This is a genomic window from Nocardioides soli (assembly GCF_014191495.1).
Taxonomy (GTDB): domain Bacteria; phylum Actinomycetota; class Actinomycetes; order Propionibacteriales; family Nocardioidaceae; genus Nocardioides; species Nocardioides soli.
The window spans coordinates 1,152,980-1,175,507 of the sequence record NZ_JACHWR010000001.1 but is presented as its reverse complement, the minus strand read 5'-3'; the positions used below and the strand labels follow the sequence as shown (position 1 = coordinate 1,175,507).

23 protein-coding genes are annotated in these 22,528 nt (G+C 72.7%); 13 read left to right on the top strand and 10 right to left on the bottom strand.

Features of this window, described 5'->3' with window-relative positions; translation table 11 throughout:
* Positions 1-10: 10 nt before the first annotated feature.
* Positions 11-1,186, bottom strand: coding sequence for an acyl-CoA dehydrogenase family protein (locus FHU40_RS06010; protein ID WP_183591326.1), 1,176 nt, complete (start codon positions 1,184-1,186; stop codon positions 11-13).
* A gap of 183 nt (positions 1,187-1,369) precedes the next feature.
* Here FHU40_RS06010 and FHU40_RS06005 point away from each other — a divergent pair, with 183 nt between their 5' ends.
* The 4 genes from FHU40_RS06005 to FHU40_RS05990 all read left to right on the top strand — a co-directional run bounded on the left by FHU40_RS06005 (position 1,370) and on the right by FHU40_RS05990 (position 5,471).
* Entirely contained in the window at positions 1,370-2,170 is an 801-nt protein-coding gene (locus tag FHU40_RS06005) for a hypothetical protein (RefSeq protein WP_183591325.1), read from the top strand.
* A 115-nt stretch (positions 2,171-2,285) separates the two neighbouring features.
* The gene (locus tag FHU40_RS06000; protein WP_183591324.1) at positions 2,286-3,566 is read left to right on the top strand and encodes a hypothetical protein; all 1,281 of its coding nucleotides are present in this window, start codon (positions 2,286-2,288) and stop codon (positions 3,564-3,566) included.
* Positions 3,567-3,575: 9 nt separating this feature from the next.
* A complete protein-coding gene (locus FHU40_RS05995) occupies positions 3,576-4,085 on the top strand; it encodes a gluconokinase (protein WP_183591323.1) in 510 nt (169 codons plus the stop codon).
* Between the two features lie 3 nt (positions 4,086-4,088).
* Entirely contained in the window at positions 4,089-5,471 is a 1,383-nt protein-coding gene (locus FHU40_RS05990) for a GntP family permease (protein WP_183591322.1), read from the top strand.
* Between the two features lie 65 nt (positions 5,472-5,536).
* Here FHU40_RS05990 and FHU40_RS05985 read toward each other — a convergent pair whose 3' ends face one another.
* From FHU40_RS05985 to glgA, 3 genes are read right to left on the bottom strand one after another with little or no spacing between them, the layout of a single operon-like run.
* Positions 5,537-6,223: an EthD domain-containing protein gene (locus tag FHU40_RS05985; protein ID WP_183591321.1), complete on the bottom strand. Its 687-nt coding sequence runs from the start codon at positions 6,221-6,223 to the stop codon at positions 5,537-5,539.
* 22 nt (positions 6,224-6,245) lie between these two features.
* A complete protein-coding gene (locus FHU40_RS05980) occupies positions 6,246-6,668 on the bottom strand; it encodes a hypothetical protein (protein ID WP_183591320.1) in 423 nt (140 codons plus the stop codon).
* Between the two features lie 55 nt (positions 6,669-6,723).
* Entirely contained in the window at positions 6,724-7,911 is a 1,188-nt protein-coding gene (glgA, locus tag FHU40_RS05975) for a glycogen synthase (protein ID WP_183591319.1), read from the bottom strand.
* 52 nt (positions 7,912-7,963) lie between these two features.
* On the opposite strand from glgA, the gene glgC reads away from it, so the two are divergent.
* The gene (glgC, locus tag FHU40_RS05970; RefSeq protein ID WP_183591318.1) at positions 7,964-9,211 is read left to right on the top strand and encodes a glucose-1-phosphate adenylyltransferase; all 1,248 of its coding nucleotides are present in this window, start codon (positions 7,964-7,966) and stop codon (positions 9,209-9,211) included.
* A gap of 4 nt (positions 9,212-9,215) precedes the next feature.
* Positions 9,216-9,797, top strand: a complete 582-nt coding sequence (locus FHU40_RS05965) for a GNAT family N-acetyltransferase (RefSeq protein WP_183591317.1) — start codon at positions 9,216-9,218, stop codon at positions 9,795-9,797.
* A 9-nt stretch (positions 9,798-9,806) separates the two neighbouring features.
* On the opposite strand, the gene FHU40_RS05960 is transcribed toward FHU40_RS05965, so the two are convergent.
* Positions 9,807-10,385 carry a mismatch-specific DNA-glycosylase gene (locus tag FHU40_RS05960; RefSeq protein WP_343057742.1) on the bottom strand — a complete coding sequence of 193 codons (579 nt, stop codon included), beginning with the start codon at positions 10,383-10,385 and terminating at the stop codon, positions 9,807-9,809.
* Positions 10,386-10,452: 67 nt separating this feature from the next.
* Here FHU40_RS05960 and FHU40_RS05955 point away from each other — a divergent pair, with 67 nt between their 5' ends.
* Positions 10,453-10,899 carry a hypothetical protein gene (locus FHU40_RS05955; protein WP_183591316.1) on the top strand — a complete coding sequence of 149 codons (447 nt, stop codon included), beginning with the start codon at positions 10,453-10,455 and terminating at the stop codon, positions 10,897-10,899.
* Positions 10,900-10,902: 3 nt separating this feature from the next.
* On the opposite strand, the gene FHU40_RS29345 is transcribed toward FHU40_RS05955, so the two are convergent.
* Positions 10,903-12,192: a phosphodiester glycosidase family protein gene (locus tag FHU40_RS29345; protein ID WP_183591315.1), complete on the bottom strand. Its 1,290-nt coding sequence runs from the start codon at positions 12,190-12,192 to the stop codon at positions 10,903-10,905.
* A 70-nt stretch (positions 12,193-12,262) separates the two neighbouring features.
* Here FHU40_RS29345 and FHU40_RS05945 point away from each other — a divergent pair, with 70 nt between their 5' ends.
* Positions 12,263-13,447, top strand: a complete 1,185-nt coding sequence (locus FHU40_RS05945) for a DNA methyltransferase (RefSeq protein WP_183591314.1) — start codon at positions 12,263-12,265, stop codon at positions 13,445-13,447.
* Here FHU40_RS05945 and FHU40_RS05940 read toward each other — a convergent pair whose 3' ends face one another.
* Positions 13,448-14,866 carry a wax ester/triacylglycerol synthase family O-acyltransferase gene (locus tag FHU40_RS05940; protein WP_183591313.1) on the bottom strand — a complete coding sequence of 473 codons (1,419 nt, stop codon included), beginning with the start codon at positions 14,864-14,866 and terminating at the stop codon, positions 13,448-13,450. It abuts the gene before it with no gap.
* Positions 14,867-15,424: 558 nt separating this feature from the next.
* Between FHU40_RS05940 and FHU40_RS28835 the strand changes: the two genes are divergently transcribed.
* From FHU40_RS28835 to FHU40_RS05930, 3 genes are all read left to right on the top strand, one after another.
* On the top strand, positions 15,425-15,556 hold the full coding sequence (locus FHU40_RS28835; RefSeq protein WP_281374564.1) for a hypothetical protein: 132 nt from the start codon (positions 15,425-15,427) through the stop codon (positions 15,554-15,556).
* Positions 15,557-15,623: 67 nt separating this feature from the next.
* On the top strand, positions 15,624-16,727 hold the full coding sequence (locus FHU40_RS05935) for an FUSC family protein (RefSeq protein ID WP_252275106.1): 1,104 nt from the start codon (positions 15,624-15,626) through the stop codon (positions 16,725-16,727).
* Positions 16,724-17,806, top strand: a complete 1,083-nt coding sequence (locus FHU40_RS05930; protein ID WP_183591312.1) for a DNA polymerase IV — start codon at positions 16,724-16,726, stop codon at positions 17,804-17,806. Before FHU40_RS05935 ends, FHU40_RS05930 begins: the two co-directional genes overlap by 4 nt.
* A gap of 175 nt (positions 17,807-17,981) precedes the next feature.
* Here FHU40_RS05930 and FHU40_RS05925 read toward each other — a convergent pair whose 3' ends face one another.
* Positions 17,982-19,109, bottom strand: coding sequence for a glutamate--cysteine ligase (locus FHU40_RS05925; RefSeq protein ID WP_183591311.1), 1,128 nt, complete (start codon positions 19,107-19,109; stop codon positions 17,982-17,984).
* Positions 19,110-19,128: 19 nt separating this feature from the next.
* On the bottom strand, positions 19,129-19,668 hold the full coding sequence (locus tag FHU40_RS05920; RefSeq protein WP_183591310.1) for a DUF402 domain-containing protein: 540 nt from the start codon (positions 19,666-19,668) through the stop codon (positions 19,129-19,131).
* A 38-nt stretch (positions 19,669-19,706) separates the two neighbouring features.
* Here FHU40_RS05920 and FHU40_RS05915 point away from each other — a divergent pair, with 38 nt between their 5' ends.
* Positions 19,707-21,059 (top strand): threonine/serine exporter family protein, encoded by a 1,353-nt coding sequence (locus tag FHU40_RS05915; protein WP_183591309.1) that lies wholly within the window; start codon positions 19,707-19,709, stop codon positions 21,057-21,059.
* On the opposite strand, the gene FHU40_RS05910 is transcribed toward FHU40_RS05915, so the two are convergent.
* On the bottom strand, positions 21,031-21,873 hold the full coding sequence (locus tag FHU40_RS05910) for an SDR family NAD(P)-dependent oxidoreductase (RefSeq protein WP_183591308.1): 843 nt from the start codon (positions 21,871-21,873) through the stop codon (positions 21,031-21,033). The two genes, FHU40_RS05915 and FHU40_RS05910, sit on opposite strands and share 29 nt — an antisense overlap.
* A gap of 50 nt (positions 21,874-21,923) precedes the next feature.
* Between FHU40_RS05910 and FHU40_RS05905 the strand changes: the two genes are divergently transcribed.
* Positions 21,924-22,526, top strand: coding sequence for a TetR family transcriptional regulator (locus tag FHU40_RS05905; protein ID WP_183591307.1), 603 nt, complete (start codon positions 21,924-21,926; stop codon positions 22,524-22,526).
* The last annotated feature ends 2 nt before the right edge of the window (positions 22,527-22,528 follow it).

Genomic DNA, 22,528 nt, shown 5'->3' with positions numbered 1-22,528 from the left:
CGTCGTCCCCTCAGAGTCCCAGGATCGTGCGGGCGATGATCTGGCGCTGCACCTCGTTGGAGCCGCCGTAGATCGAGGCCTTGCGGAAGTTGAGGTACGTCGGCGTCGCGCGCCGGGCCCACCACGGCAGGTCGGAGTCGTCGCCGGCCCCACTGGCCAGCGAGGCCGGCCCGGCCAGGTCGACGACCAGCTCGGTCACCGCCTGCTGGAGCTCGGTACCCCTCAGCTTGAGCACCGACGACGCGGGGTGCGGCTTGCCGTCGGTCGAGTGGGCGACGACGCGCAGCGCGGTCAGCTCGAGGGCGAGCAGCTCGTTCTCGAGCTCGACGATGCGGGTCGAGACCAGTGGGTCGTCCAGCAGCGTGGTGCCCTCGCCCGTGGACACCGTGGCCGCCCACTCCTTCGCCTGCGCGAGGTTGCGCTTGGTCGCGCCCACCGGAGCCACGCCGACCCGCTCGTTGCCGAGCAGGAACTTGGCGTAGTCCCAGGCGCGGTTCTCCTCGCCGACCAGGTTCTCGGCCGGCACCCGGACGTCGGTGAACCAGACCTCGTTCACCTCGTGGCCGCCGTCGATCAGCTCGATCGGCCGCACCTCCACGCCGGGGGAGGTCATGTCGATGAGCAGCATCGAGATGCCGGCCTGCAACTTGGCCTCCGGGTTGGTGCGCACCAGCGTGAAGATCCAGTCGCCGTACTGCCCCAGCGTGGTCCACGTCTTCTGGCCGTTCACGACGTACTCGTCGCCGTCGCGCACCGCGCGCGTCTTCAGCGACGCGAGGTCGGAGCCGGCGTCGGGCTCGGAGAAGCCCTGGGACCACCAGATGTCGAGGTTCGCGGTCTTGGCGAGGAAGCGCTCCTTGAGCTCCTGGGAGCCGAACTGCGCGATCACCGGGCCGATCATCGACGCGTTGAAGCCCAGCGGCGGCGGCACGAACGCCCGCTGCATCTCCTCGTGCCAGATGTGGCGGCGCAGCGGGGTCCAGTCCCGCCCGCCCCACTCCACGGGCCAGTTGGGTACGGCGAGGCCGGCCGCGTTGAGGATCTGCATGCTCGACACGAACTGCTCGCGGGTGAGCTCGCGCCGCTCGGCGACGGCGTCGCGGATCTCCTGCGGGATCCTCGTGGTGAAGAACTCCCGCATCTGATCGCGGAACTCGGCGTCCTCCGCCGACAGCGCCAGCTGCATCGGTGCACCTCCTGGGTTCTGCCCTGGATCCTGCAGGGACCTGCGCGGCGGGCTCCGCGCGAGCCGACCCCATCATGCCGCAGAAGAAAAGCGACCGCTCAGTAGGTTCGAGCCGTCATCCGGCGCGTTCCGGACTCAGATCTCCGCGCGCATCCCGTCTCGCACTGGGCATACTGGGCGGTGATGACCGAGGAGAGCGCCGAGCGCCGGCGCGGGTTGGAGATCGACTGGCTCAGGGCGGTCGCCGGAGCACTGGCGGCGGTCGCCTCGGCGTTCCTGCTCTCCTTCCTGGGCGCGGCCGGCACGATCATCGGCGCGGCCATCGGCAGCCTCGTGGTCACGATCTCGAGCGCCGTCTTCACCCAGGGCCTGGCGACGAGCGGGCGCACCCTCGCGAAGGCACAGGGCAGTGCGGCCCGCAAGGTCGGGATCGCCCAGGCGGAGGTACGTCGGGCCGAGCGGGCGACCGACACCGCGGCCCACGACAGCCACCTCGACCATGCCGACGAGCGCCTCGGCGCCGCCCAGGAGGAGCTGGACGCCGTCGCCCGGGTGGCCCAGACCTCGTGGCGGGAGCGGCTGCGGTCGCTGCCGTGGCGCCACGTGCTGCTCGCCGCCGGGGTGCTGTTCGTGGTGGCGATCGTGCTGATCACGGCGCTCGAGCTCGCGGCCGGCCGCAGCGTCTCCTCCATCACCGGCGGCTCGGGTGACGGCGGCACGACCATCGGGAACGTCGGCGGCCGCGGCGGTGGCCAGCAGGACGACCAGGACCGCCGCGAGGACGACGGTGGGTCGCACAGCCCCTCGCCGACGCCCTCGGAGGGGTCGCCCACCGAGACTTCCAGTCCCAGCGGCACCGAGACGCCGACCCTGGCTCCGACGCCCTCCGACACGCCGACGGAGACGCCGACCGAGGCCCCGGCGGAGACCCCGACGCCGGCGGCGCCTACCGAACTTGGGGAAACCTCTTCCACCACTCCCTGAACAACCGGCCGGATCCGACGTAGCCTTTCTCGAAGGAAGGCTCGGGAGCAGACACGTGGAACTGGGGAGCACAGTGCGACGGGGAGTCATGGTGGCGGCCACGACTCTCGTAGTCATGGCTGCCGGCACGCTTCCCGGAGCATCCGCGAGCAGCGACTCGACCACCGTGGTCCGCGGCACGGCGTTCCCGGCCGGCAACCGCGCCCAGCTCACCGTCGTCGGCTGCGACGACGTCTTCCAGCGCTCCGCCGAGCCGGTGCGGCCGCAGATCGGGTTGGCCACCGGAGCCGGCGCCACCGGCGAGCGCAGCCTCGGCTTCGACACCGCGGGCGGCAGCGCGACCGGCATCGTCAGCTACGTCGAGTCGATCGCCGACACCAGCGTCGCCGGGGTCTCCGTGCACGCGGAGGGCGGCACCACCGGCGTCGCGTACGTCGGCTACCAGGCGCCGGCCGACGTCGGCACCAGCACGATGTGGATCGGCCGCGCGAGCCTGACCGCCCCCGCCTCGGCGGGCTGGACCACGGTCGACGTCCCGGGTCTCGGCTACGCCTGGACCCAGTACGACCTGGCCACCCAGCAGCCGGTCGGCGGCCAGGTCGGATCCTCCGGCGTGCCCGCCTTCGTGCAGGCGATGGGCGGCGACGGCTACGGTTTCTACGCGGTCGGCTTCGGGTGCGACGGCAACCCCTTCAACATCGACGCCTGGCGGATCGGCAGCCCCGGGGCGACCGCGACGTACGACCTCGAGGGCTACGGCACCCGTACGTCGATCGCCGGACCGACCGCGCCGGTGGCGCCCGACCAGCGGGTGACGCTCACCGGCCGGGTCGTCGACGACCTCGGTGCGCCGGTGAGCAGTGCGCGGGTGGTGCTGCAGGCACTCAAGCCGCACGGGGACGCCGGGGACGAGAACGACTGGGAGACGGTCCGGGTCGTCGTGGGCTCCAGCGTCGCGGTGACGCTACGGGCCCGCGAGACGACGACGTACCGCTGGAAGGTGTTCGCGACGCCGATGGCCGAGGGCAGCGCGTCGGCGCCGCTGGTCGTCGAGGTCGAGGAGCCGGCCGACGAGCCGACGGACCCGCCGTCCCAGCAGCCCAAGCAGGCGCCTTCCCAGCAGCCGTCCGGGTCCTCCGCGCCTGCCCAGCAGCCCAGCCAACAGCCGACCCAGCAGCCCACCCAGGTACAGCAGCCCGCGCAGGAGCCGGCGGCTCCCGAGCCGCCGGAGAGCTCGCCACCGGCCGCGGACCCCACCCCGAGCCCGGCGCCGCCCACCGCCGCGACCCCGACGCCGGACCCGGCCGTCGAGTCGACGAAGCCGAGCCCGACGCCCGCGTCGGAGCCGTCCGCATCCGGTGGCACAGCCGAGGTCGAGGCGAGCCCCGCCGGTTAGCGTGACCCCATGCATCCCCTGGTGGTGATGGGTGTCTCGGGCTCGGGCAAGTCGACGGTCGGTGCCGCGCTCGCGCAGCGGTTCCGTGTCCCGTTCGAGGACGCCGACGACCTGCATCCGTCCGCGAACATCGCGAAGATGAGCCGCGGTGAGCCGCTCGACGACAGCGACCGCTTCCCGTGGCTCGCGCTCGTGGGCGAGTGGCTGGCGGTCCACGAGAGCGGCGGCGTGATGAGCTGCTCGGCCCTGAAGCGGAAGTACCGCGACCAGATCCGCGGGCTCGCGCCGAACGTCCGGTTCCTGCTGCTGCACGGGACCCCCGAGGTGATCGCGGCCCGCCAGGCCGCTCGGCCCGGTCACTTCATGCCCGCGTCGCTGCTCGCCTCGCAGTTCGCGACACTCGAGCCGCTGCAGCCCGACGAGGACGGCATCGTCATCGACGTCGACCAGAGTGTCGACGCCATCGTCCAGGGGTATGTGGACTCCGTACGTGTCGAGGAGCATCTCGGGAAGGACTGACCCATGGAACTCGTCCGGCCGATGATGGCCGACGATCTCGTCGAACCGGTGGCCGCGGGCTGGCATCTGGTCCTGGCAGCGCTGATCGGCATCGCGCTGCTGGTCGTCCTGATCACCGTCCTCAAGGTGCACCCGTTCATCGCGCTGATCCTCGGCGGGCTCACCGTCGGCATCGTGGACGGCCAGGACGTCAACACCGTGCTCACGTCGTTCACGACTGGGTTCGGTACGACGGCCGCCGGCGTCGGCGCCCTGATCGCCCTCGGTGCGATGTTCGCCAAGCTGCTCGCCGACTCCGGAGGCGCCGACCAGGTGGTCGACACGATCGTCGGCCGGTCGTCGAAGGCCTTGCTGCCCTGGGCGATGGCGCTCGTCGGCGCCATCATCGGGCTGCCGATGTTCTTCGAGATCGGCCTGGTCCTGCTGATGCCGGTGATCTACCTGGTCGCCCGGCGGGCGCAGGTCTCGCTGATCACCGTGGGCATCCCCGCGCTCGCGGGCCTGTCGGCGATGCACGGATTCGTGCCGCCGCACCCCGGACCGGTGACCGCGATCGACCTGCTGGGCGCGAACCTCGGGGTCACCCTCGGCCTGGGCCTCCTGGTGGCGATCCCCACGATCATCGTGGCCGGCCCGCTGTTCGGCGGCATCGCCGGTCGTTGGGTCGTCGTCGAGCCTCCGCACACCTACGACACCGCGGAACGCGATGTCGCCAACCGTCCGTCGTTCGGCGTCACCATCGCCACGATCCTGCTGCCCGTCGTGCTGATGCTCGGCAAGGCGATCCTCGACATCGTCATCGACGACGACACCAACATGGTCCAGCGCGTCGGCGACGTGATCGGCAACCCGCTGATCGCGCTCCTGATCGCCGTGCTGGTCGCGATGTTCACCTTCGGCGTCGGCGTCGGCATGGACAAGAACCGGCTGTCGGAGACGGTGGCCGCGTCGCTGCCGCCGATCGCCGGCATCCTGCTCATCGTGTCGGCGGGCGGCGGGTTCAAGCAGGTGCTCGTCGACAGCGGCATCGGCACCGTGCTGGCCGACTGGGCCAAGGACGCAAACATCTCCGTGCTGCTCCTCGCCTGGGTGCTCGCCGTGCTGATCCGCCTGGCGACCGGGTCGGCCACGGTCGCCACGATCACCGCGTCCTCCCTGATGACCTCGCTGGTGGCGGGCATGTCGACCGGTGAGGTCTCGCTGGTGGTGCTCGCCGTCGGCGCCGGCTCGCTGTTCTTCTCCCACGTGAACGACGCCGGCTTCTGGCTGGTCAAGGAGTACTTCGGGATGACCGTCGGTCAGACCGTCAAGACCTGGTCGTTGATGGAGACCGTGCTGTCGGTGACCGGCCTGGTCGTCGTGCTGATCCTCGGCATCTTCATCTAGAAACCCGCTGAGCGCGCGCACCAGCCGCGGACGACGCGTCGCGCCGCAGCTCGGTGATCCGTTGCTCAGCCTCGACCCAGGTCGTAGAGGTAGCGGCCCGTCGGCACCAGGTCGAGGTCGCGGTCGGCACCGATCCGGGCGACGCTGGCCATCAGCTCGGTGATGCGGCGGCCGAGCTCGGCGTCGTCGCCGCCGCTGCCGTAGAAGGCGTGCATGTCGGTGACGGCGGCCGCGGGGAAGAGCTCCTCCACGATGCCGTCGATGCGCGGGGCGCCGGGGGTGAGCGGCTCGTGCACGACGTTCTGCACGTAGCCGAACGTCGCCTGGGTGCGGATCCCGACCGCGGTGTGCTCGACCATCCAGCGCCGCAGCCACTCGGCCCGGTCGAGCTCGGCGGGCCGGCGCAGCACGGCGACGTTCGCCAGCGCGTCGGCGCGGCTGCCGTCCCACGCCTCGGGCGGGTCGAGCCGGCGGCGCTCGTCGACGGCGTACCCGTGCGCCGTGCCGACCTCGCCGAGCTCGCGCGCCACCTGCGCGGGATCGCCGTCCCAGACGCTGACGAAGCCGTCGACGGGGTCGGGGAGGTGGTCGATGCGGAGGGCATCGGCTACCTGCTCGTCGGCGACGTTGACCTGCAGCCGGCCCACGCCGGCCGCGGCGAGCCGCTCGTGCAGACGGGCGTCGCGCAGGTCGGTCGCCACGTCGACACCCCAGACGGCGAAGACGAACTTGCTGAAGCCGGGTTCGCTCACGAGCCCCCACCGTAGGGGATGCTCAGGCGGTACGCAGCGGGACGAGCTCGTCCGGCGGCAGCGGGACCGTGCCGGCGTCGGTCGCGAGGTGCAGCATCTCGAGGCGGACGCCGCTCGCGGCGCCGGCCTCCAGCAGGCAGCGCGCCCACACCCGGTCGTCCTCCTCGATGCCCGCGCCCGGCCGGGAGAGCAGGAAGGCGAAGCTGCCGCCCGGATCGTCGTCGTCGAGGCCCCGGAGCAGGTCGCCGAGCTGGCGGACCAGCTCCGGCCCGGGTCGGTCCTCGCACTCGGTGATCTCGGTGACCACCGGGATCGGGCGGTGGTCGGCGTCGACGCGCAGCAGCCAGATGCTGCGGCGGTCGAAGCCCCAGGGGCCCATCAGGTGGCGCCAGACCTCCTCGAGGGCGGCCTGGGTGCGAACGGTGGGTCGGTACGGCTCGTCCATCCCGTGAGCCTCGCACCGATCGGCCGACGGCGTCGGCGCTCATCCACAGGCCCCGTCATCGCACCGAGCGATAGACCTCGACGGTGCGCTCGGCGATCGCGGTCCACGAGAAGTCGGCGACGGCGCGCTCGCGGCCGGCGCGGCCCATGGCGGCGGCCCGCGCCGGGTCGGACACCACCGCGGTGAGGGCGGCCGCGAAGTCGGCGACGTACCGGTCCGGGTCGAGCGGCGTGCCGGTGCCGTCCGTGGCCTGCGCGATCGGCACCAGCACCCCGGTGACGCCGTCGATGACGACCTCGGGGATGCCGCCGGTGGCGGTCGCCACGACGGCGGTCTCGCAGGCCATCGCCTCGAGGTTCACGATGCCGAGCGGCTCGTAGATCGACGGGCAGGCGAACGCCGTCGCGGCGGTCAGCAGGGCGACGACGTCGTGCCGCGGCAGCATCTCCGAGATCCACACGACACCCGAGCGCGAGGTCCGGAGCCCGTGCACCAGGCCCTCCACCTCGGCCAGGATCTCCGGCGTGTCCGGTGCTCCTGCGCAGAGCACGATCTGCACCTCGGCGGGCAGCGCCGCGCAGGCGCGCAGGAAGAGCGGTAGCCCCTTCTGCCGGGTGACCCGCCCGACGAACACCACCGACGGCCGGTCCGGGTCGACCCCGAGCTCGCGGACGCGGTCGGGGTCGACCCGCGGCGCCCACTGCGTGGTGTCGATGCCGTTGTGCACCACGTGCACGCGCGCCGGGTCGACGGCGGGATAGGACGACAGCACGTCGTCGCGCATCGCCGCCGACACCGCGATCACCGCCGCGGCCGCCTCGTACGCCGTGCGCTCGGCCCACGACGAGATCGCGTAGCCGCCGCCGAGCTGCTCGGCCTTCCACGGCCGCAGCGGCTCGAGCGAGTGGGCGGAGACGACGTGCGGCACGTCGTACAGCAGCGCGGCGAGGTGGCCGGCGAGGTTGGCGTACCAGGTGTGCGAGTGCACCAGCTCGGTGCCCGCGCAGCCGTCGGCGATGGCGAGGTCCACCCCGAGGGTGCGCAGCGCGGGGTTCGCGCCCGACAGCTCGGCGAGGTCGGCGTACGACGTGGTCAGCGGCTCGTCGCGCGGCGCCCCGAACGCGTGGACGTGGGCCTCGACGTCCACGCGCATCCGCAGCGCCCGGACCAGCTCGGCGACGTGCACCCCGGCGCCGCCGTAGATCTCGGGTGGGTACTCGCGGGACAGCACGTCGACTCGCACGATGCGAACCTACCCGTGGTCGAGCGGGTCGCGACCCCACTACGTTGGACCCATGGCGCCCGGCTCCCGGAAGAAGGTCCTCGCGATCGTCCTCGCGGGCGGGGAGGGCAAGCGCCTGATGCCGCTCACCGCGGACCGGGCGAAGCCGGCGGTGCCGTTCGCGGGCATCTACCGTCTCATCGACTTCGCGCTCTCGAACGTCGTCAACAGCGGCTACCTGCAGGTCGTGGTGCTGACCCAGTACAAGTCGCACAGCCTCGACAAGCACGTCACCCAGACCTGGCGGATGTCGACGATGCTCGGCGACTACGTGACCCCCGTGCCGGCGCAGCAGCGGGTCGGCAAGCACTGGTACCTCGGCAGCGCCGACGCGATCTACCAGTCGCTGAACCTGATCCGCGACGAGCAGCCCGACATCGTCGTCGTGGTGGGCGCCGACCACGTCTACCGGATGGACTTCTCCCAGATGGTCCAGGCGCACGTCGAGAGCGGCGCGACCTGCACGGTCGCGGCGATCCGCCAGCCGGTCGGCCTCGCCGACCAGTTCGGCGTCATCGACGTGCACCCCGACGACCCGACCCGGATCCGCGAGTTCCTCGAGAAGCCGACCGAGGTCGCGGGCCTCCCCGACAGCCCGGGCGAGGTGCTGGCGTCGATGGGCAACTACGTCTTCGACGCCGACGCGCTCGTCGAGGCGGTGACCCGCGACGCGACCGAGATCGGCTCCAAGCACGATATGGGCGGCGACATCGTGCCGGCGTTCGTGCGCCGCCAGCAGGCGGGCGTCTACGACTTCCGGGACAACGACGTCCCCGGGTCGACCGCGCGCGACCGCGACTACTGGCGCGACGTCGGGACCCTCGGCTCCTACTACGCCGCGCACCTCGACGTCGTCTCGCCGCTGCCGGTCTTCAACCTCTACAACTTCGACTGGCCGATCTACACCTCCTACGGCCCGCAGCCCCCGGCCAAGCTGGTACAGGGCAGCGCGGGCGAGCCCGCCCTGGTCGACGAGGCGGTGCTCTCGCCGGGGATCGTCGTCACCGGCGGCTCCGTGAGTCGCTCCGTGCTCTCGCCGTCCGTGCGGGTCGACGCGGGCGCGGAGGTGCGCGGCGCGGTGCTGATGCACGGCGTGCACGTGGGCGCCGGTGCGGTCGTGCGGCACGCGATCGTGGACAAGCACGTGGCGATCCCGCCCGGCGCCCGGTTGGGGGTCGACCCGGAGGAGGACCGGGCCCGCGGGTTCGTGGTCGAGGACGGGCTGACCGTGCTCGGCAAGGACCAGGCGTTCCCGGTCTAGGCCCATGTCCACGCCCAGGCTGCCCACGCCCACGCTGCACACCGAGCGGCTGCGGCTGCGCCCGGTCGCCGATGCGGACGCGGACGCCCTCTGGGCGCTGCACAGGAGCGCCCAGGTGCTGCGCTACTGGGACTCGCCGCCCTGGACCGATCCCGAGCGGGCCGGGCGCTTCGTCGCGACCTGCCGGCGGATGGCCGAGGACGGCAGCGGGGCGCGGCCGGTCATCGAGCGCGCCTCCGACGGGGCGTTCCTCGGCTGGTGCGCGCTGGTCCGGTGGAACCCGGACCACCGCAGCGCGTCCCTGGGCTACGTCCTCGGCGAGGCGGCATGGGGCAACGGCTACGCGACGGAGGCCGCCGGGGCGCTGCTGCGGTGGGCCTTCGACACGCTGGACCTGAACCGGGTCCAGGCCGAGGTCGACACGCGCAATGCGGCGTCCGCCCGCGTCCTGGAGAAGCTCGGCTTCGTGCGGGAGGGGACGCTGCGGGAGGACTGCGTCGTGAACGGCGAGGTGTCGAGCTCGTGGGTCTACGGGCTGCTCAGGCGCGAGTGGCGGCCGCCGTCCGACTCCCGCGCTTGCGGATAGGGAGCCCGTCTAGAGGACGCCGGCCGCCCGGGCGGCGTCGGCGTACGCCGCGGCCAGCGTGGGGGCGGTCTCGTGCGCGTTGAGCCCGCTGGGGTTCGGCACCACCCACAGCTCCGCGCCCTCGATCGGCTCCGGCTGGCGGCCGAGCGCGGCGCGCCGCTGCCCGAAGGCGACCCGGTACGCCGTGACGCCCGCGATCGCGACCACCCGCGGCGAGGTGCGGCGTACCGTCTCCACCAGCTCCAGCCCGCCCGCGCGCAGCTCGTCGTCGGAGAGCTCCGACGCCCGGGCGGTCGCGCGGCGCACGATGTTGGTGATGCCGATCCCGCGGGCGCGCAGCCGGTCGCGGTCGGCGTCGGTCATCCCGTCCGACGGGCTGACCGGCTCGGTGATGATCCCGGCGAGCAGCAGCGCCGGGTAGAAGCGGTTGGCCGGGTGCGCGAAGTGGGTCTGCGTGGCCGCCGTCCAGAGGCCGGGGTTGATGCCCACGAAGAGCAGCCGGAGGGCGGGGTCGTCGGGGCCGGGCAGCAGGTCGGGGACCTCCGCGTCGCGGAAGGACTCCAGCTCGGCGCGGGTGAAGCGGGCCACGGCCGCAAGCCTGCCAGGTGCCGTCGGCCGCCCGGAACCCGGGCCACCGCGCCCGCGTCGAACCATCATGCGACGCACCCTCGCGACGGTCGCGCTGGTCCTGCTCCTGGCCGGCGGCTGCGACGACCGCGGCGGCGACGCCCCGGGTGCGGCGCCGGACTCGCTCGCACCGGGCGAGATCATCGAGGTTGCGATCCTCACCGGCACCTCCGCCGGCGGCCGGGTGACGACCGAGCCGACCGTGCTGGCCGACGAGCAGGCCGTGCGGCGCTACGTCGAGCGGTTCCGCAACGACCGCCTCCAGGGCCAGATCGTGCGGGCCGCCGAGCGGGCGCGGGTGCCCGAGGGCCGGCGGCTGGCGGCGGCCGTGGTGGCGATCGGCTGCGAGGTGCCGACTCGCGTCGTGGGCACGAGCACCGGGGGAGAGACGGTCGTACGGGCGGTGCTGCCGTCGCCGACCAAGCAGTGCCTGGCGCCGATCACCAGCGTGGTGCTTGTGCTGGTGCCCGCCTGAGTTCTACCGGCGTCGCCCGGGCTTGCGGGCGGCCGGCGCCTTGTAGGTGACCTGGAGCCCGTTGGCGACCCAGCGCTGGAATCCGTCGGACGGCTTGTTGAGCACCTGGTTCGCCCCGGTCGCGTCGCGGGCGATCATCGTCGACGAGCCGCCGCCGTCGAGGTTGAGCGCCTCGTCGGCCCCGAGGTCGATCATCAGGTTGGCGAGCTCGACCATCGTGTAGCCGCGACTCGCCGAGGAGCGGCCGTCGATGACCAGCAGCAGGATCTGGCCGGAGTCGCGGTCGATGCCCACGGCGGTGCGGGGGTGCATCACGCGGTTGTCGACGACCTTGATGACGCCGTCGTCGATGAGCGGCCGGTCGCCGCTGATCGCCATCTTGGGGTGGCCCTTGAGCCGGGCCTTGACGACGACCTTGCTGCCCTTCTTCAGCTTTTTCAGCTGCCGGGCGCCGTCCCCTCGGCCGATCAGGATCGTGCCGGGGATCTTGCGGTCGTTCTTGAGCACCTTGCGGACCTTGACGACGCGGTTCTTGCGCACCCACACGACCCGGATGCGCTTCCGCTGCCCCTGGGTCATCGTGTAGCCATCGGTCTTGCCCCACGCCTTGGTGTAGACGCCGACGCTGTTCGGCGCGACGTACGGCTGGTTGAGGCCCGTCACCTCGATCCGCGGCCGGTTGCGCACGCGGGCGATCATCGGCAGCTCGCCGATCTGGGGCGCGCCCGCCTTGTCGAAGTAGAACGCGGAGTTCCATCCCTCGACCCGCCCGTGGAGCAGCTTCTTGGCCTTGGCCTTCCCGACGCCGAGGGGCGCGCCAGTGCGGCCGATATCGAAGAAGTCGCCGTTGACGCCGGCCACGGCCCGGGTGTCCTTCGCGAGCATGGTCCCGACCGGGGAGGTCTCGGCGACGTGCTTCGGCGCGAGGTAGTCGATGCCGACGCCGGCGGCCTTCGGGTCGACGGCCAGCAGGTGCGCGACGATCGGGCCGCGCGCGTCGACCTGCGTCCAGGTCGAGTACATCACGCCCGGCACGACCGTGTACGACGTGGCCTCGGTCTTGCGCGCCGGCGCGCGACGCTGCGCCGGCGAGAGGTCGGGCGCGATCCAGCCGGGCTCGTTGCCGGAGGTGTGCCGCGGGTGCAGCGACCGGCCCTGCGAGTGGTCCCGCTGCACGGCGTAGTGCCGTTCGGCCGTGGTCGGCCGGTCCGGACCGGGGTCCCCGAGGGCAGGGGAGGCCGCGATGAGGGCACAGGCAGTGAGCCCGACGGTCAAGGTAACCCGAGTGCGCACCTGCCCAAGGGTAGGTTGCGCATGGGCGTGGATCGGTCACCTGGTGCTCGTGTGTCTCTAGGCTCGGACCGTGGGCGAGCCGTGGAACGTCTTCATCGAGGGCGACAACCTCGACGTGCTGCCGCGGCTGCCGGCGCTGTTGGGCCGGCCCGTCGACCTGGTCTACATCGACCCGCCCTACAACACCGGCAACGACTTCGCCTATCACGACGACTTCCGCGCCGACGGCTCGCGCCGCAGCCGGCACCGGGCCTGGGTGACGATGATGCGCCCCCGGCTGGTCGCCGCCCGCGAGGTGCTCGCCGAGACCGGCGCGATCTACGTCAGCATCGACGACAACGAGGTGGCGCACCTGCGGCTGCTCATGGACGAGGTGTTCGGCGAGGAGAGCCTGCTCGCCCAGATCGTGGTCAACCTCAACCCCAAGGGGCGTCAGCTCGGCCGGGGCTTCGCCACGAGCCACGAGTACCTGCTCGTCTACGCCCGCGACGCACGCCGTACCGTGCTCGACGCCAGCAGCCCGGACACCGTCGACGAGCGCGACTTCCCGCTGACCGCTCCGGACGGCCGCCGCTACCGGCACCTGCCGCTGCGCAACACCAACAAGAAGTTCAACCCGGTCACGGCCCGCACCCTGCACTTCGCGGTCTGGGGCGATCCGAGCAGCGGACGGGTGAGCACGACGGCGTTCGACGGTGCCGTCGAGATCAGGCCGGTCTTCGGCGACGGCACGCCGGCGGTGTGGCGGTGGAGCCCGCCGCTGATCGAGGCCCGGCCCGACGACGTGGTCTGTCGCGTCGTGAAGGGCCGCGCGGGGGAGCGGGTGGACGTCTACCAGCGCGACTGGCTGCACCGGGACACGCCCGGGGGGCGGCGCAAGAAGCTGCGCACGATCTGGCTGGCCGAGGAGGTCGGCTCCACCGACACCGCGGTCGCCGAGCTCAAGGAGCTGGTCGGCCACGTCTTCGAGTCGCCCAAGCCGACCGGGCTGCTGCGCCGGATCCTCGGCACGATGCCCGCCGACGCCCTGGTCGTGGACTTCTTCGCGGGCAGCGGCACGACCGGCCATGCGGTCGCGCTCGAGAACGCCGCGGACGGCGGCACCCGGCGCTGCGTCAGCATCAACTCCGCCGAACCGACCCGCCCCGGCTCCAACGCGCACGCGGCCGGACTAGGCACGGTCGCCGACGTCACCCGGGCCCGGCTCCAGGCCGTCGCCGACACGGTCGGCGGCGGCTACGAGGAGCTGGACTAGTCACGTCACGCCGGCCGCCCGCTCCAGGGCGGTCAGCTCGGTGTCGAGATGGCCGAGCATGCGCTGCAGGTGCGGCACCGTGCGACGGCAGCCGATCAGCCCGAAGGCCAGCCTGCCGTCGTAGGAGGTGCAGGTGATGTTCAGCGCCATGCCGTTGATCGGGATGGAGAGCGGGTAGGTGCCGACCAGCCGCGCGCCGTTCCAGTAGTGCGTGGTACGCGGGCCGGGCACGTTGCTGATGATCAGGTTGTACGGCGGGCGCATCATGCCCTCCAGCCGCAGCAGCGGCGCGATGATCGCGGGCGCCTGGCCGAGCGCGCTCATCGCGAGGATCTGGGCCGGGGTCATGGTCGACAGCGCCTGCTTGCCGTCGGTCATCGAGGCGTGGATCGTGCGCAGCCGGTCGGCGGGATCGGGGAGGTCGGTGCCGAGCCGGCACATCACCGAGCCGACCGCGTTCCCGCCGTCGGTCGACGCGGCGTTCGCCTGCCGGGCGTTCAGGCCGACCGGCACCATCGCCACCAGGGGCGCGTCCGGCAGCGCGTCGAGCTCGAGCAGGTAGGCGCGCACCGCACCCGCGCACATCGCGAGGACGACGTCGTTGATCGTGGTGCCGGTGGCCTTGCCGATGCCCCGTAGTCGCGCGACCGGCCAGTCCTGGGCGGCGAACCGCCGCGACCCGGTGATCTTCTGGTTGAAGATCGTGCGCGGCGCGTGGAGCGAGATCGCCGAGGTCTCGTTGCGCACGCCCCTGGTCACCGTGCGCGCCAGCGCGGCGGGCAGCCCGGCGGCCTCGCCGGCGATCGCGAGGGCCGAGCGCAGGGTGCGCAGGGGGAGGTCGGTGAGATCGGTGGCCTGCGGGGGCGCCGCGCTGCCCGACGTACTGCTCGAGGTACGGCGGGTGCGGGCGTCCCACGGCGCCGGCATCGCGGTGCGCTCGCCGTCGGTCGACAGCACGCTCTGCAGCAGCCGCATCGCGGAGATCCCGTCGACCAGCGCGTGGTGGGTCTTCGTGTAGAGCGCGATCCGGCCGTCGCGCAGCCCCTCGATGACCGTCGCCTCCCAGAGCGGCCGCTCCCAGGCCATCCGGGTGCTGTGCAGCCGCCCCGCCAGCTCGAGGAGCTCGCGGACCCGGCCCGGCTGGGGCAACGCGCCGTGCTGGACGTGGTGCTCGATGTCGAACTGGTCGTCCTCGACCCAGACCAGCTGTCCCGCGGTCGTCAGCGACCGGTGCGGCCGTTTGAGGAAGAGCGGCGCGACCTCGTCGACGTCGCGCATCGACTCGTACATCTGCCGGCCGTAGTCGCGCCCGGCGCCCTCGGGCCGCTCGAACAGATGCAGGCCGCCCACGTGCATCGGCATCGTGCGGCTCTCCGCCAGGAGGAACGCCGTCCCCGTCGGGTCGATGAGTGAGGCCACGCGATGCCGCCCTCCCTCCGCCGCCGTTCGGTGGTGTGCCGACTATGGCGCGTCGAGGCGGTCGTCACAACCGCGTCGGCCGCGGCCGCACGGTGGATCCCGGTGGTTGAGGAAGGCGCGCTGGCGCCTGTCTCGAAACCATCCGCCCGCACGGTGGTTGAGGAAGGCGCGCTGGCGCCTGTCTCGAAACCATCCGCCCGCACGGTGGTTGAGGGGTGAGGGCCGTCAGGCCCGAGACGCCCGTTGCCCCTGGCAGTCACGAGGTGGTCAGGCGAAGCGGTGGCGACACGCCGTGTTGGGTCGGCGTGTCGTGAGCGGTGTGCCTGACGGGCTCTGGCGATGGGAGCGGAGATGCTGGTGTGGCCTCTGATTCGACCCGGAGCGGCCCGATCAGACCGGTGGGGGCGGCCGCTGCCCCACGACCACATGTCGTCCACAGGCGTCCTTCCGACGCCGTTCTCCCCAGGGGACAGCGGCGTGTCCGTCGGGCGTCCGCGATCGCCCCTAGCGTCGTCGGCGCACCGGATCCCGCCGGTGCCCGACCCGCCGGGAGTCGCCATGAGCAACCTGACCGTCCTCGTCGCCGCAGTCGTCGTCGCCGCGATCGGCTGCGGGCTCGGAGTCGCCGGGGCGGCGAAGGGCGCATCGCCCCCGGAGGGCCCGGGCATCGAGCGGGTGCACGCGTGGTGAGCGACCCCCGGCTGCCCGGGCATCCGGAGCCTCGGAGACGGCCGAGGGGCATGGCAGGATCGGCGCTGTGGAGGAGGCCGGACCGCTCGACCGGATGTGGGATCGCGGTCGCACGTCCGTCCGGACCCGTCTGCTGCGCTGGCACTCGAAGTGGTGGCAGATCGGTCAGTGCGCGATCGCGGCCGGGGTCGCGTGGTTCGTGGCGGCTGATCTGCTCGGCCACCCGACGCCGTTCTTCGCCCCGGTCGCCGCCGTGGTCGCGCTCGGCACCTCCTACGGCCAGCGGATGCGGCGGGTCGCCGAGGTCACCGTCGGCGTCGCCGTCGGGGTCTTCCTCGCCGACCTGCTGGTGGTCTGGGTCGGCACCGGGGCCTGGCAGATCGCCCTGATCGTGGCGCTCTCGATGACCGCGGCCTTCCTGCTCGACGGCGGGCCGCTCCTGGTCACCCAGGCCGCCGTCCAGTCGATCGTCGTCGCCTCGCTGGTGCCCGACCCCGGCGCCGCCTTCACCCGGTGGACCGACGCGGTCGTCGGCGGTCTGGTCGCCCTGGTGGCGGCGACCGTCGTGCCGGCCGCGCCGCTGCGCCGGCCACGGGAGCAGGCGGCCGTGGTGATGCGCAAGATCGCCGCGCTGCTGCGCGCGGCGGCGGAGGTGATGACCGAGGGCGATCCGGAGGCGGCGCTCGACCTGCTCGCCGACGCGCGCTCGACCGACTATCTGATCCGCGAGCTCCAGGCCGCCGCCGACGAGGGGCTCGACGTCGTCACGTCGTCGCCGTTCCGGGTGCGTCACCGCGGTGACCTGCGCAAGATGTCCTCGCTGGTCGACCCGCTCGACCGGGCGCTGCGCAGCACCCGGGTGCTGGTCCGGCAGACGGCGGTGGCGGCCTACCACCGCCGTCCGATCCCGGCGTCCTACGCCCGGCTCACGGTCGATCTTGCCGCGGCCGCCGAGATGGCCGCGGCCGAGCTGGCCACCGACCACATGGCGGTCGCGGCGCGCACCCCGTTGCTGGCGGTGGGTGAGGCCACCGGCCGGCTGGAGCGCACCGGCGTGCTGGCCGCGGAGGCCGTGCTCGCCCAGCTCCGCTCGGTCGTCGTCGACCTGCTGATGGTCTCGGGGCTCGGCCAGATGGAGTCCACGGACGCGCTGCCCCCACCCCGGCGATGAACGGGCCGCCGGAGCAGCCGTGGGTGCTGCACGTGGACCTTGACCAGTTCCTGGCCGCGGTCGAGGTGCTGCGCCGGCCCGAGCTGGCCGGCCGGCCGGTGATCGTGGGCGGGCGAGGCGACCCGACCGAGCGCGGGGTCGTGTCGACGGCGTCGTACGAGGCGCGCGCCTTCGGGGTGGGCTCCGGGATGCCGTTGCGGATCGCGGCGCGCAAGTGCCCCGACGCGGTGTTCCTGCCGGTCGACAAGGACGTCTACAACGAGGCGTCCGAGCAGGTGATGGCGACGCTGCGCTCGCTGACCTGGGGCGGCGTGCCGGTCGTGGTGGAGGTGCTCGGCTGGGACGAGGCGTTCCTGGCGCCGGGTCCGGGCCACGGCGAGCTCGGCGACCCGCGGGAGTGGGCCGAGCTGTGCCGCGCCGCGGTGCTCGACGCCACCGGCCTGCACTGCTCGGTGGGGATCGGCGACAACAAGCTGCGCGCGAAGATCGCGACCGACTTCGGCAAGCCCCGCGGGGTGTGGCAGCTGACCTCGGACAACTGGCAGCAGGTGATGGGCGACCGGCCGACGACGGCGCTGTGGGGTGTCGGCGCCAAGACGGCCAAGCGGCTGGCCGCACTCGGCATCGACACCGTGGACCAGCTGGCCGCCTCGGACGCCCGCGTGCTGGCGGCCGAGATCGGGCCCACCATGGGTCCGTGGTTCCACCGGCTCGGCCGGGGCGTCGACACCAGTCCGGTCGACGCGACCCCGTGGGTGCCCCGGGCGCACGGGCGCGAGGAGACCTTCCAGCAGGACCTCGACGACTGGGACGAGGTCGCGGAGGCGGTCCGCCGGATCACCCGCCGGGCGGTCGAGGACATCGACGCCGAAGGGCGTCCGGCGGCGCGGGTGGGGCTGAAGATCCGGCTCAAGCCGTTCCGCACGCTGAGCCGCAGCCTCACCCTGCCCGAGCCCACCAACGACCCGGACCTGCTCGCGGACGCGGCCGTCTCGCTGCTCGACCGGGTGGAGCACGACCGGCCGGTGCGGCTGCTCGGCGTACGCCTCGAGATGGTGCCGCCCGACGGCGGCTACTGAGATGACTAATTCCAAGGTCTCGCACGCTACGCGACGCTCAGCATCCACGCTGGCTGCGTTGCCAGCGCTCGAGAGACATCCAGTCTGTCGTCGCGCCGGCGCCTGGCCAGCGCGGCGCTGAGCGCCGCTCGCTTGCACGATCCCTCGGAATTACTCATCTAGGTCGTGCAACGGCCTAGAGGCCGCCGCGTAGCTCGCGCACCACGGAGTCGACGACCGCGACCAGGTCGCCGTCGGTCTCGGCGGCCACCGCCCGCTGGCGCTGGTACGACGCGCCCCGGCGCGGGATGTCGGCGACCGCGGCGAGCTCGTCGGCGCAGCCGAGCCGGTCGGCGACCGGGGCCAGCCGGTCGAGCAGGTCGGCGAGGTCCTCGGTGACCAGCCGCTCGTTCGAGGCGGCGTCGGTGATGACGATCGCGTCGAGGCCGTAGCGGGCGGCCCGCCACTTGTTCTCCTGGACGTGCCACGGGGGGAGCGTCGGCAGCTGCTCGCCGGCGGCCATCCGGGTGTCGAGGTCGACCACCAGGCAGTGCACGAGCGCGGCCAGGGCAGCCAGCTCGGCGAGGGTGGAGACGCCGTCGCAGATCCGGTTCTCCAGGGTGCCCAGCCGCGGCGCGGGCCGCACGTCCCAGCGGATCTCCGACAGCTCGTCGATCACACCGGTGGTGAGCTGGTCCTGGACGAACGCCTCGAACTCCGACCACTGCGTGAACTGGAACGGCAGACCGGCCGTCGGCAGCTGCTGGAACATCAGCGCCCGGTTGGACGCGTAGCCGGTGTCGAGCCCGGCCCAGATCGGCGACGACGCCGAGAGCGCCTGGAGATGCGGGTAGTAGGTGAGCAGCGCCGAGAGCACGCCCATCACCCGCTCCTGCGCCGGCAGCCCGACGTGCACGTGCACGCCCCAGATCAGCATCTGCCGGCCCCACCACTGGGTGCGGTTGATCAGCTCCTGGTAGCGGTGGCCCTCGGTGAGCTGCTGGCCGGTCCACGACGCGAACGGATGGGTGCCCGCGCCGTACAGGTCGAGGCCGAGGGCGTCCCCGGCCGGGACGACGACCTCGAGCGTGCCGCGCAGGTCGGCCATCGCCTCGCCGACCGTGCGGCAGACGCCGCTGACGACCTCGACGGTGTTGCGCAGCAGCTCCTGGTGCAGCCTGCTCGGGTCCGCGAGCCGCGGCCGGGCCCGGGCGAAGAGGTGGGTGGCGTCGTTGCGCAGGTCGCGGCTGCGCCGGTCGACGAGCGCGAGCTCCCACTCGACGCCCAGCGTCGGCTCCGGCGACTCGTGGAAGGCGATGCGCACGCGACCAGCGTTCCACGCCTCACCGGGCCAGCAGCTCCCTCAGTCGGGCGAGCCAGGAGGTCGCGCTGCCGTCGTACGGCGCCGCGCCCCGGGCGACCAGGGCCTGTACGCGGTCGCAGGATGCCATCGCGGCGCGGGTGACCTCCTCCGGGTAGCCGTACCGGATCCGGTGATCGGCGAACTCGTCCTCGTCGTCGACCCAGGAGCGGCCGGTGTGCCCCAGCAGTACGTCGAGGTCGAGGTCGACCGCGCGCACCGTCGCGCCGGTCCAGACGGGCGGGGTGGTGATGTCGACGTACACCCGCACCGGACCGTCCACGTCGTGGAAGGTGCCGAGCCAGCCGCGCTCCGCCTCGGGGCCGGGCGGCGGGACCAGGCCGACCTGGTGGGTCGGGGCGACGTACGTCGCCCCGGGGCGGGCCATCCGGGTACCGACCGGGATGCCGAGCCAGTCCCCGTGCCGGTCGCTGCCGAGGAAGAGCGCGTCGAACTCCCAATGCGGTCGGCCGCCCCACTTGGACATCACGACGCGGACTTCGTCTCCCAGAGCGTGTGGCACATGGTCAACCTAGACGGCCGGCTGCAAGCATGGCGGCCATGTTGGAGGCTCGTGAGCTCAACCTGACTCTCGACTTCTGCCTCCGCGTCGGCGAGCTGCTGCTCTCCTCGGGCGCCGGTGCGGCGGACGTCACCGCGACGATGCAGGCGCTCTCGTGGCAGCTCGGGGTGCGCAACCCCGAGGTCGACGTGACGTTCACGTCGCTGTCGATGAGCTACCAGCCCGACCCCGAGCTGCCGGCGTTCGTGCTGATCCGGCAGGTGAAGCAGCGGGAGATCGACTACGAGGACCTCACGCTGGTCGACCACCTGGTCCGTGATGTGCTCCGCGGCGACGTCGACCTCAAGGACGCGCGCGGCCGGCTGGCCCGGATCGTCTCCTCGGGCCACGTGCTGCCGCGCTGGGCCGCCACGTTGGGCTGGGGGGCCATGTGCGCGGGCGTCGGTCTACAGCTGGGCGGCGGCTGGGAGGTCGTCACGATCGCCTTCGTGGCCGCGGTGTGCATCGACCGGCTCCAGCTGGTGATGGCGCGGCGGCGGCTGCCGTTCTTCTACCTGCAGGTCGCCGGCGGCGGGGTCGCGACGCTGATCGCGGTCCTGGTCGCGGCCACCCCGATGGATCTCGACCCGTCGGTCGTGGTGACCGCGAACATCATCATGCTGCTGGCCGGCATCGGCTTCATGGGTGCGCTCCAGGACGCGCTGTCCGGCTTCTACGTGACGGCCGGCGCCCGGCTCACCGAGGCCATGCTCGCGACCGCCGGCATCATCGCCGGGGTCGGCGGCGGCCTCGAGCTCGGCGACATGCTCGGCGTGGACGTCGGTCGCCTGGAGCCGGGCGCGGTGGTCGACCTCAAGCAGGCCTCCGCCGCGGCCATCGGCGCCGCGATCTGTGCGGCGTCGTTCGCCTTCGCCTCCTACGCACCGCGCCGGGTGCTCGTGACGATCGGCCTGGTCGCGGCCATCGCGATGCTGATCTCCCAGTCGGTCGACGTCAGCGGCGTCGGCAGGGCCTGGCCGACCGCGTTCGCCGCGTTCTTCGTCGGCCTGGTCAGCTACGGCGTGGCGGCCCGGCTCCGGGTCCCGCCGCTGGTCGTCGTCGTGCCGGCGGTGGTGCCGATGCTGCCTGGCCTCTCGATCTATCGCGGCCTGAGCCTGCTCTCCGAGGGGGGTGCCAGCACCTCCGAGGGTCTCCTCGCGCTGTTCACTGCCGGGGCGGTCGCGCTGGCGCTCGCCTCCGGGGTGATCCTGGGGGAGTACGTCGCGCAGCCGCTCAAGCGCGAGGCACGCAAGCTCGAGAGCCGGCTCGCGGGGCCACGCCTGGTCGGACCGCTGCGCGTCAAGCCCCGCAGGCGGGGCCGGCTCAGGCGGACGTCGTCTTCGGAGGAATGACCTTGCGCGCGCCGCAGGCGACGATGTCCTGGTAGCGCGATCCGGCCAGCTTCGCGAGCTGGTGCACCGCGTGGGCGTCGATGCCGACGAGCACGCGCGCCTTGCCCTTCTCGACCCCGCTCAGGATGACCTCGGCGGCCCGCTCGGGCGTCATCCGCGCGAGCTTCTCGTCGAACCGCTTCGCGCTCTCGGCGCCGTCCTCGGTCGCGGCGTAGCGCGCGTTGCGGGCGATGGCGGTCTTGATGCCGCCCGGGTGCACGACGGTCACCCCGACGGGATGGCCGGCGACCAGCATCTCCTCGCGGACCGCCTCCGAGAGCCCGCGCACGGCGTACTTCGCCGCGTTGTACATGCTCTGGCCCGGCATCGAGACCAGCCCGAAGAGCGAGGAGATGTTGACGAGGTGGCCGTCGCCGGAGGCGATCAGGTGCGGCAGGAGCTCCTTGGTGCCGTGCGCGACACCCCAGAAGTTGATGCCCATGATCCAGTCCATGTCGCCGTAGTCGAGGTCGATCAGGTCGCCCGCCAGCGCGACGCCGGCGTTGTTGATCGCCACGTTGACGCCGTCGAAGTGCCCGACGACGCTCTCGGCGTACGCCGCGAACGCGGCCCGGTCGGCCACGTCGAGGTGGTCGGCGCGCACCTCGCGGGCGCCGGCCGACTCGGCCAGCGCGACGGTGGTGGCGAGTCCGCCGTCGTCGACGTCGCTCAGCGCGAGCCGCGCGCCCCGCGCCGCCAGGTTGGTGGCCAGCGCCCGGCCGATGCCCGAGCCCGCGCCGGTGATCACCACGACCTTGCCATCAAAGCTCCGCACGGGTCGCGAGGTTACTGGCGCTATTGAACGAGCGTCAATAGAGTGGCGACGTGACCACCGCGCCCCGCACCCGGCTCTCGCCCGCCGAGCGCCGCGAGCAGCTGCTCGACCTCGGCGTCCGCCTGCTCGCGCACCGCTCCCTCGACGAGCTCTCGATCGACCTGCTCGCCGAGGAGGCGGGGATCTCCCGGGGTCTTCTCTACCACTACTTCGGCAGCAAGCAGGCCTTCCACGAGGCCGTCGTGCGGCACGCCGCCGACGACCTGATCGCGCAGACCACCCCGCCGACCGACGGCGAGCCGCTGGAGCGGCTGCGTACCTCGGTGACGGCGTACGTCGACTACGTGGTCGCCAACCACGAGGGCTACGTCTCGCTGGTCAAGGCCGCCGCCGGCGGCAACGAGAGCCTCCGCGCGATCTACGAGGACGCCCGATCGGCGCTCAACGGCCGGCTCTTCCACGGGGACGACGCGGGTGAGATCGTCCCGGACACGCCGGCCGCCCGCCTGCTCGTGCAGGGTTGGTCGGCGATGACCGAGGAGCTCGTGCTCTCCTGGATCGACGACTCCCGCGGAGTCACCCGCGAGGAGCTGCTGGGCCTCGTCGTCGCCTCGCTGCCCGCGGTCGTGGGCGTGCTGGGCACGGGCCGGTGACG

Bases quoted from the DNA above. Each gene is read 5' to 3' on its own strand.
- FHU40_RS06010 (WP_183591326.1), bottom strand. From the start codon at position 1,186: ATGCAGCTGGCGCTGTCGGCGGAGGACGCCGAGTTCCGCGATCAGATG.
- FHU40_RS06005 (WP_183591325.1), top strand. From the start codon at position 1,370: ATGACCGAGGAGAGCGCCGAGCGCCGGCGCGGGTTGGAGATCGACTGG.
- FHU40_RS06000 (WP_183591324.1), top strand. From the start codon at position 2,286: ATGGCTGCCGGCACGCTTCCCGGAGCATCCGCGAGCAGCGACTCGACC.
- FHU40_RS05995 (WP_183591323.1), top strand. From the start codon at position 3,576: ATGCATCCCCTGGTGGTGATGGGTGTCTCGGGCTCGGGCAAGTCGACG.
- FHU40_RS05990 (WP_183591322.1), top strand. From the start codon at position 4,089: ATGGAACTCGTCCGGCCGATGATGGCCGACGATCTCGTCGAACCGGTG.
- FHU40_RS05980 (WP_183591320.1), bottom strand. From the start codon at position 6,668: ATGGACGAGCCGTACCGACCCACCGTTCGCACCCAGGCCGCCCTCGAG.
- glgC (WP_183591318.1), top strand. From the start codon at position 7,964: ATGGCGCCCGGCTCCCGGAAGAAGGTCCTCGCGATCGTCCTCGCGGGC.
- FHU40_RS05965 (WP_183591317.1), top strand. From the start codon at position 9,216: ATGTCCACGCCCAGGCTGCCCACGCCCACGCTGCACACCGAGCGGCTG.
- FHU40_RS05955 (WP_183591316.1), top strand. From the start codon at position 10,453: ATGCGACGCACCCTCGCGACGGTCGCGCTGGTCCTGCTCCTGGCCGGC.
- FHU40_RS28835 (WP_281374564.1), top strand. From the start codon at position 15,425: ATGAGCAACCTGACCGTCCTCGTCGCCGCAGTCGTCGTCGCCGCGATC.
- FHU40_RS05930 (WP_183591312.1), top strand. From the start codon at position 16,724: ATGAACGGGCCGCCGGAGCAGCCGTGGGTGCTGCACGTGGACCTTGAC.
- FHU40_RS05915 (WP_183591309.1), top strand. From the start codon at position 19,707: ATGTTGGAGGCTCGTGAGCTCAACCTGACTCTCGACTTCTGCCTCCGC.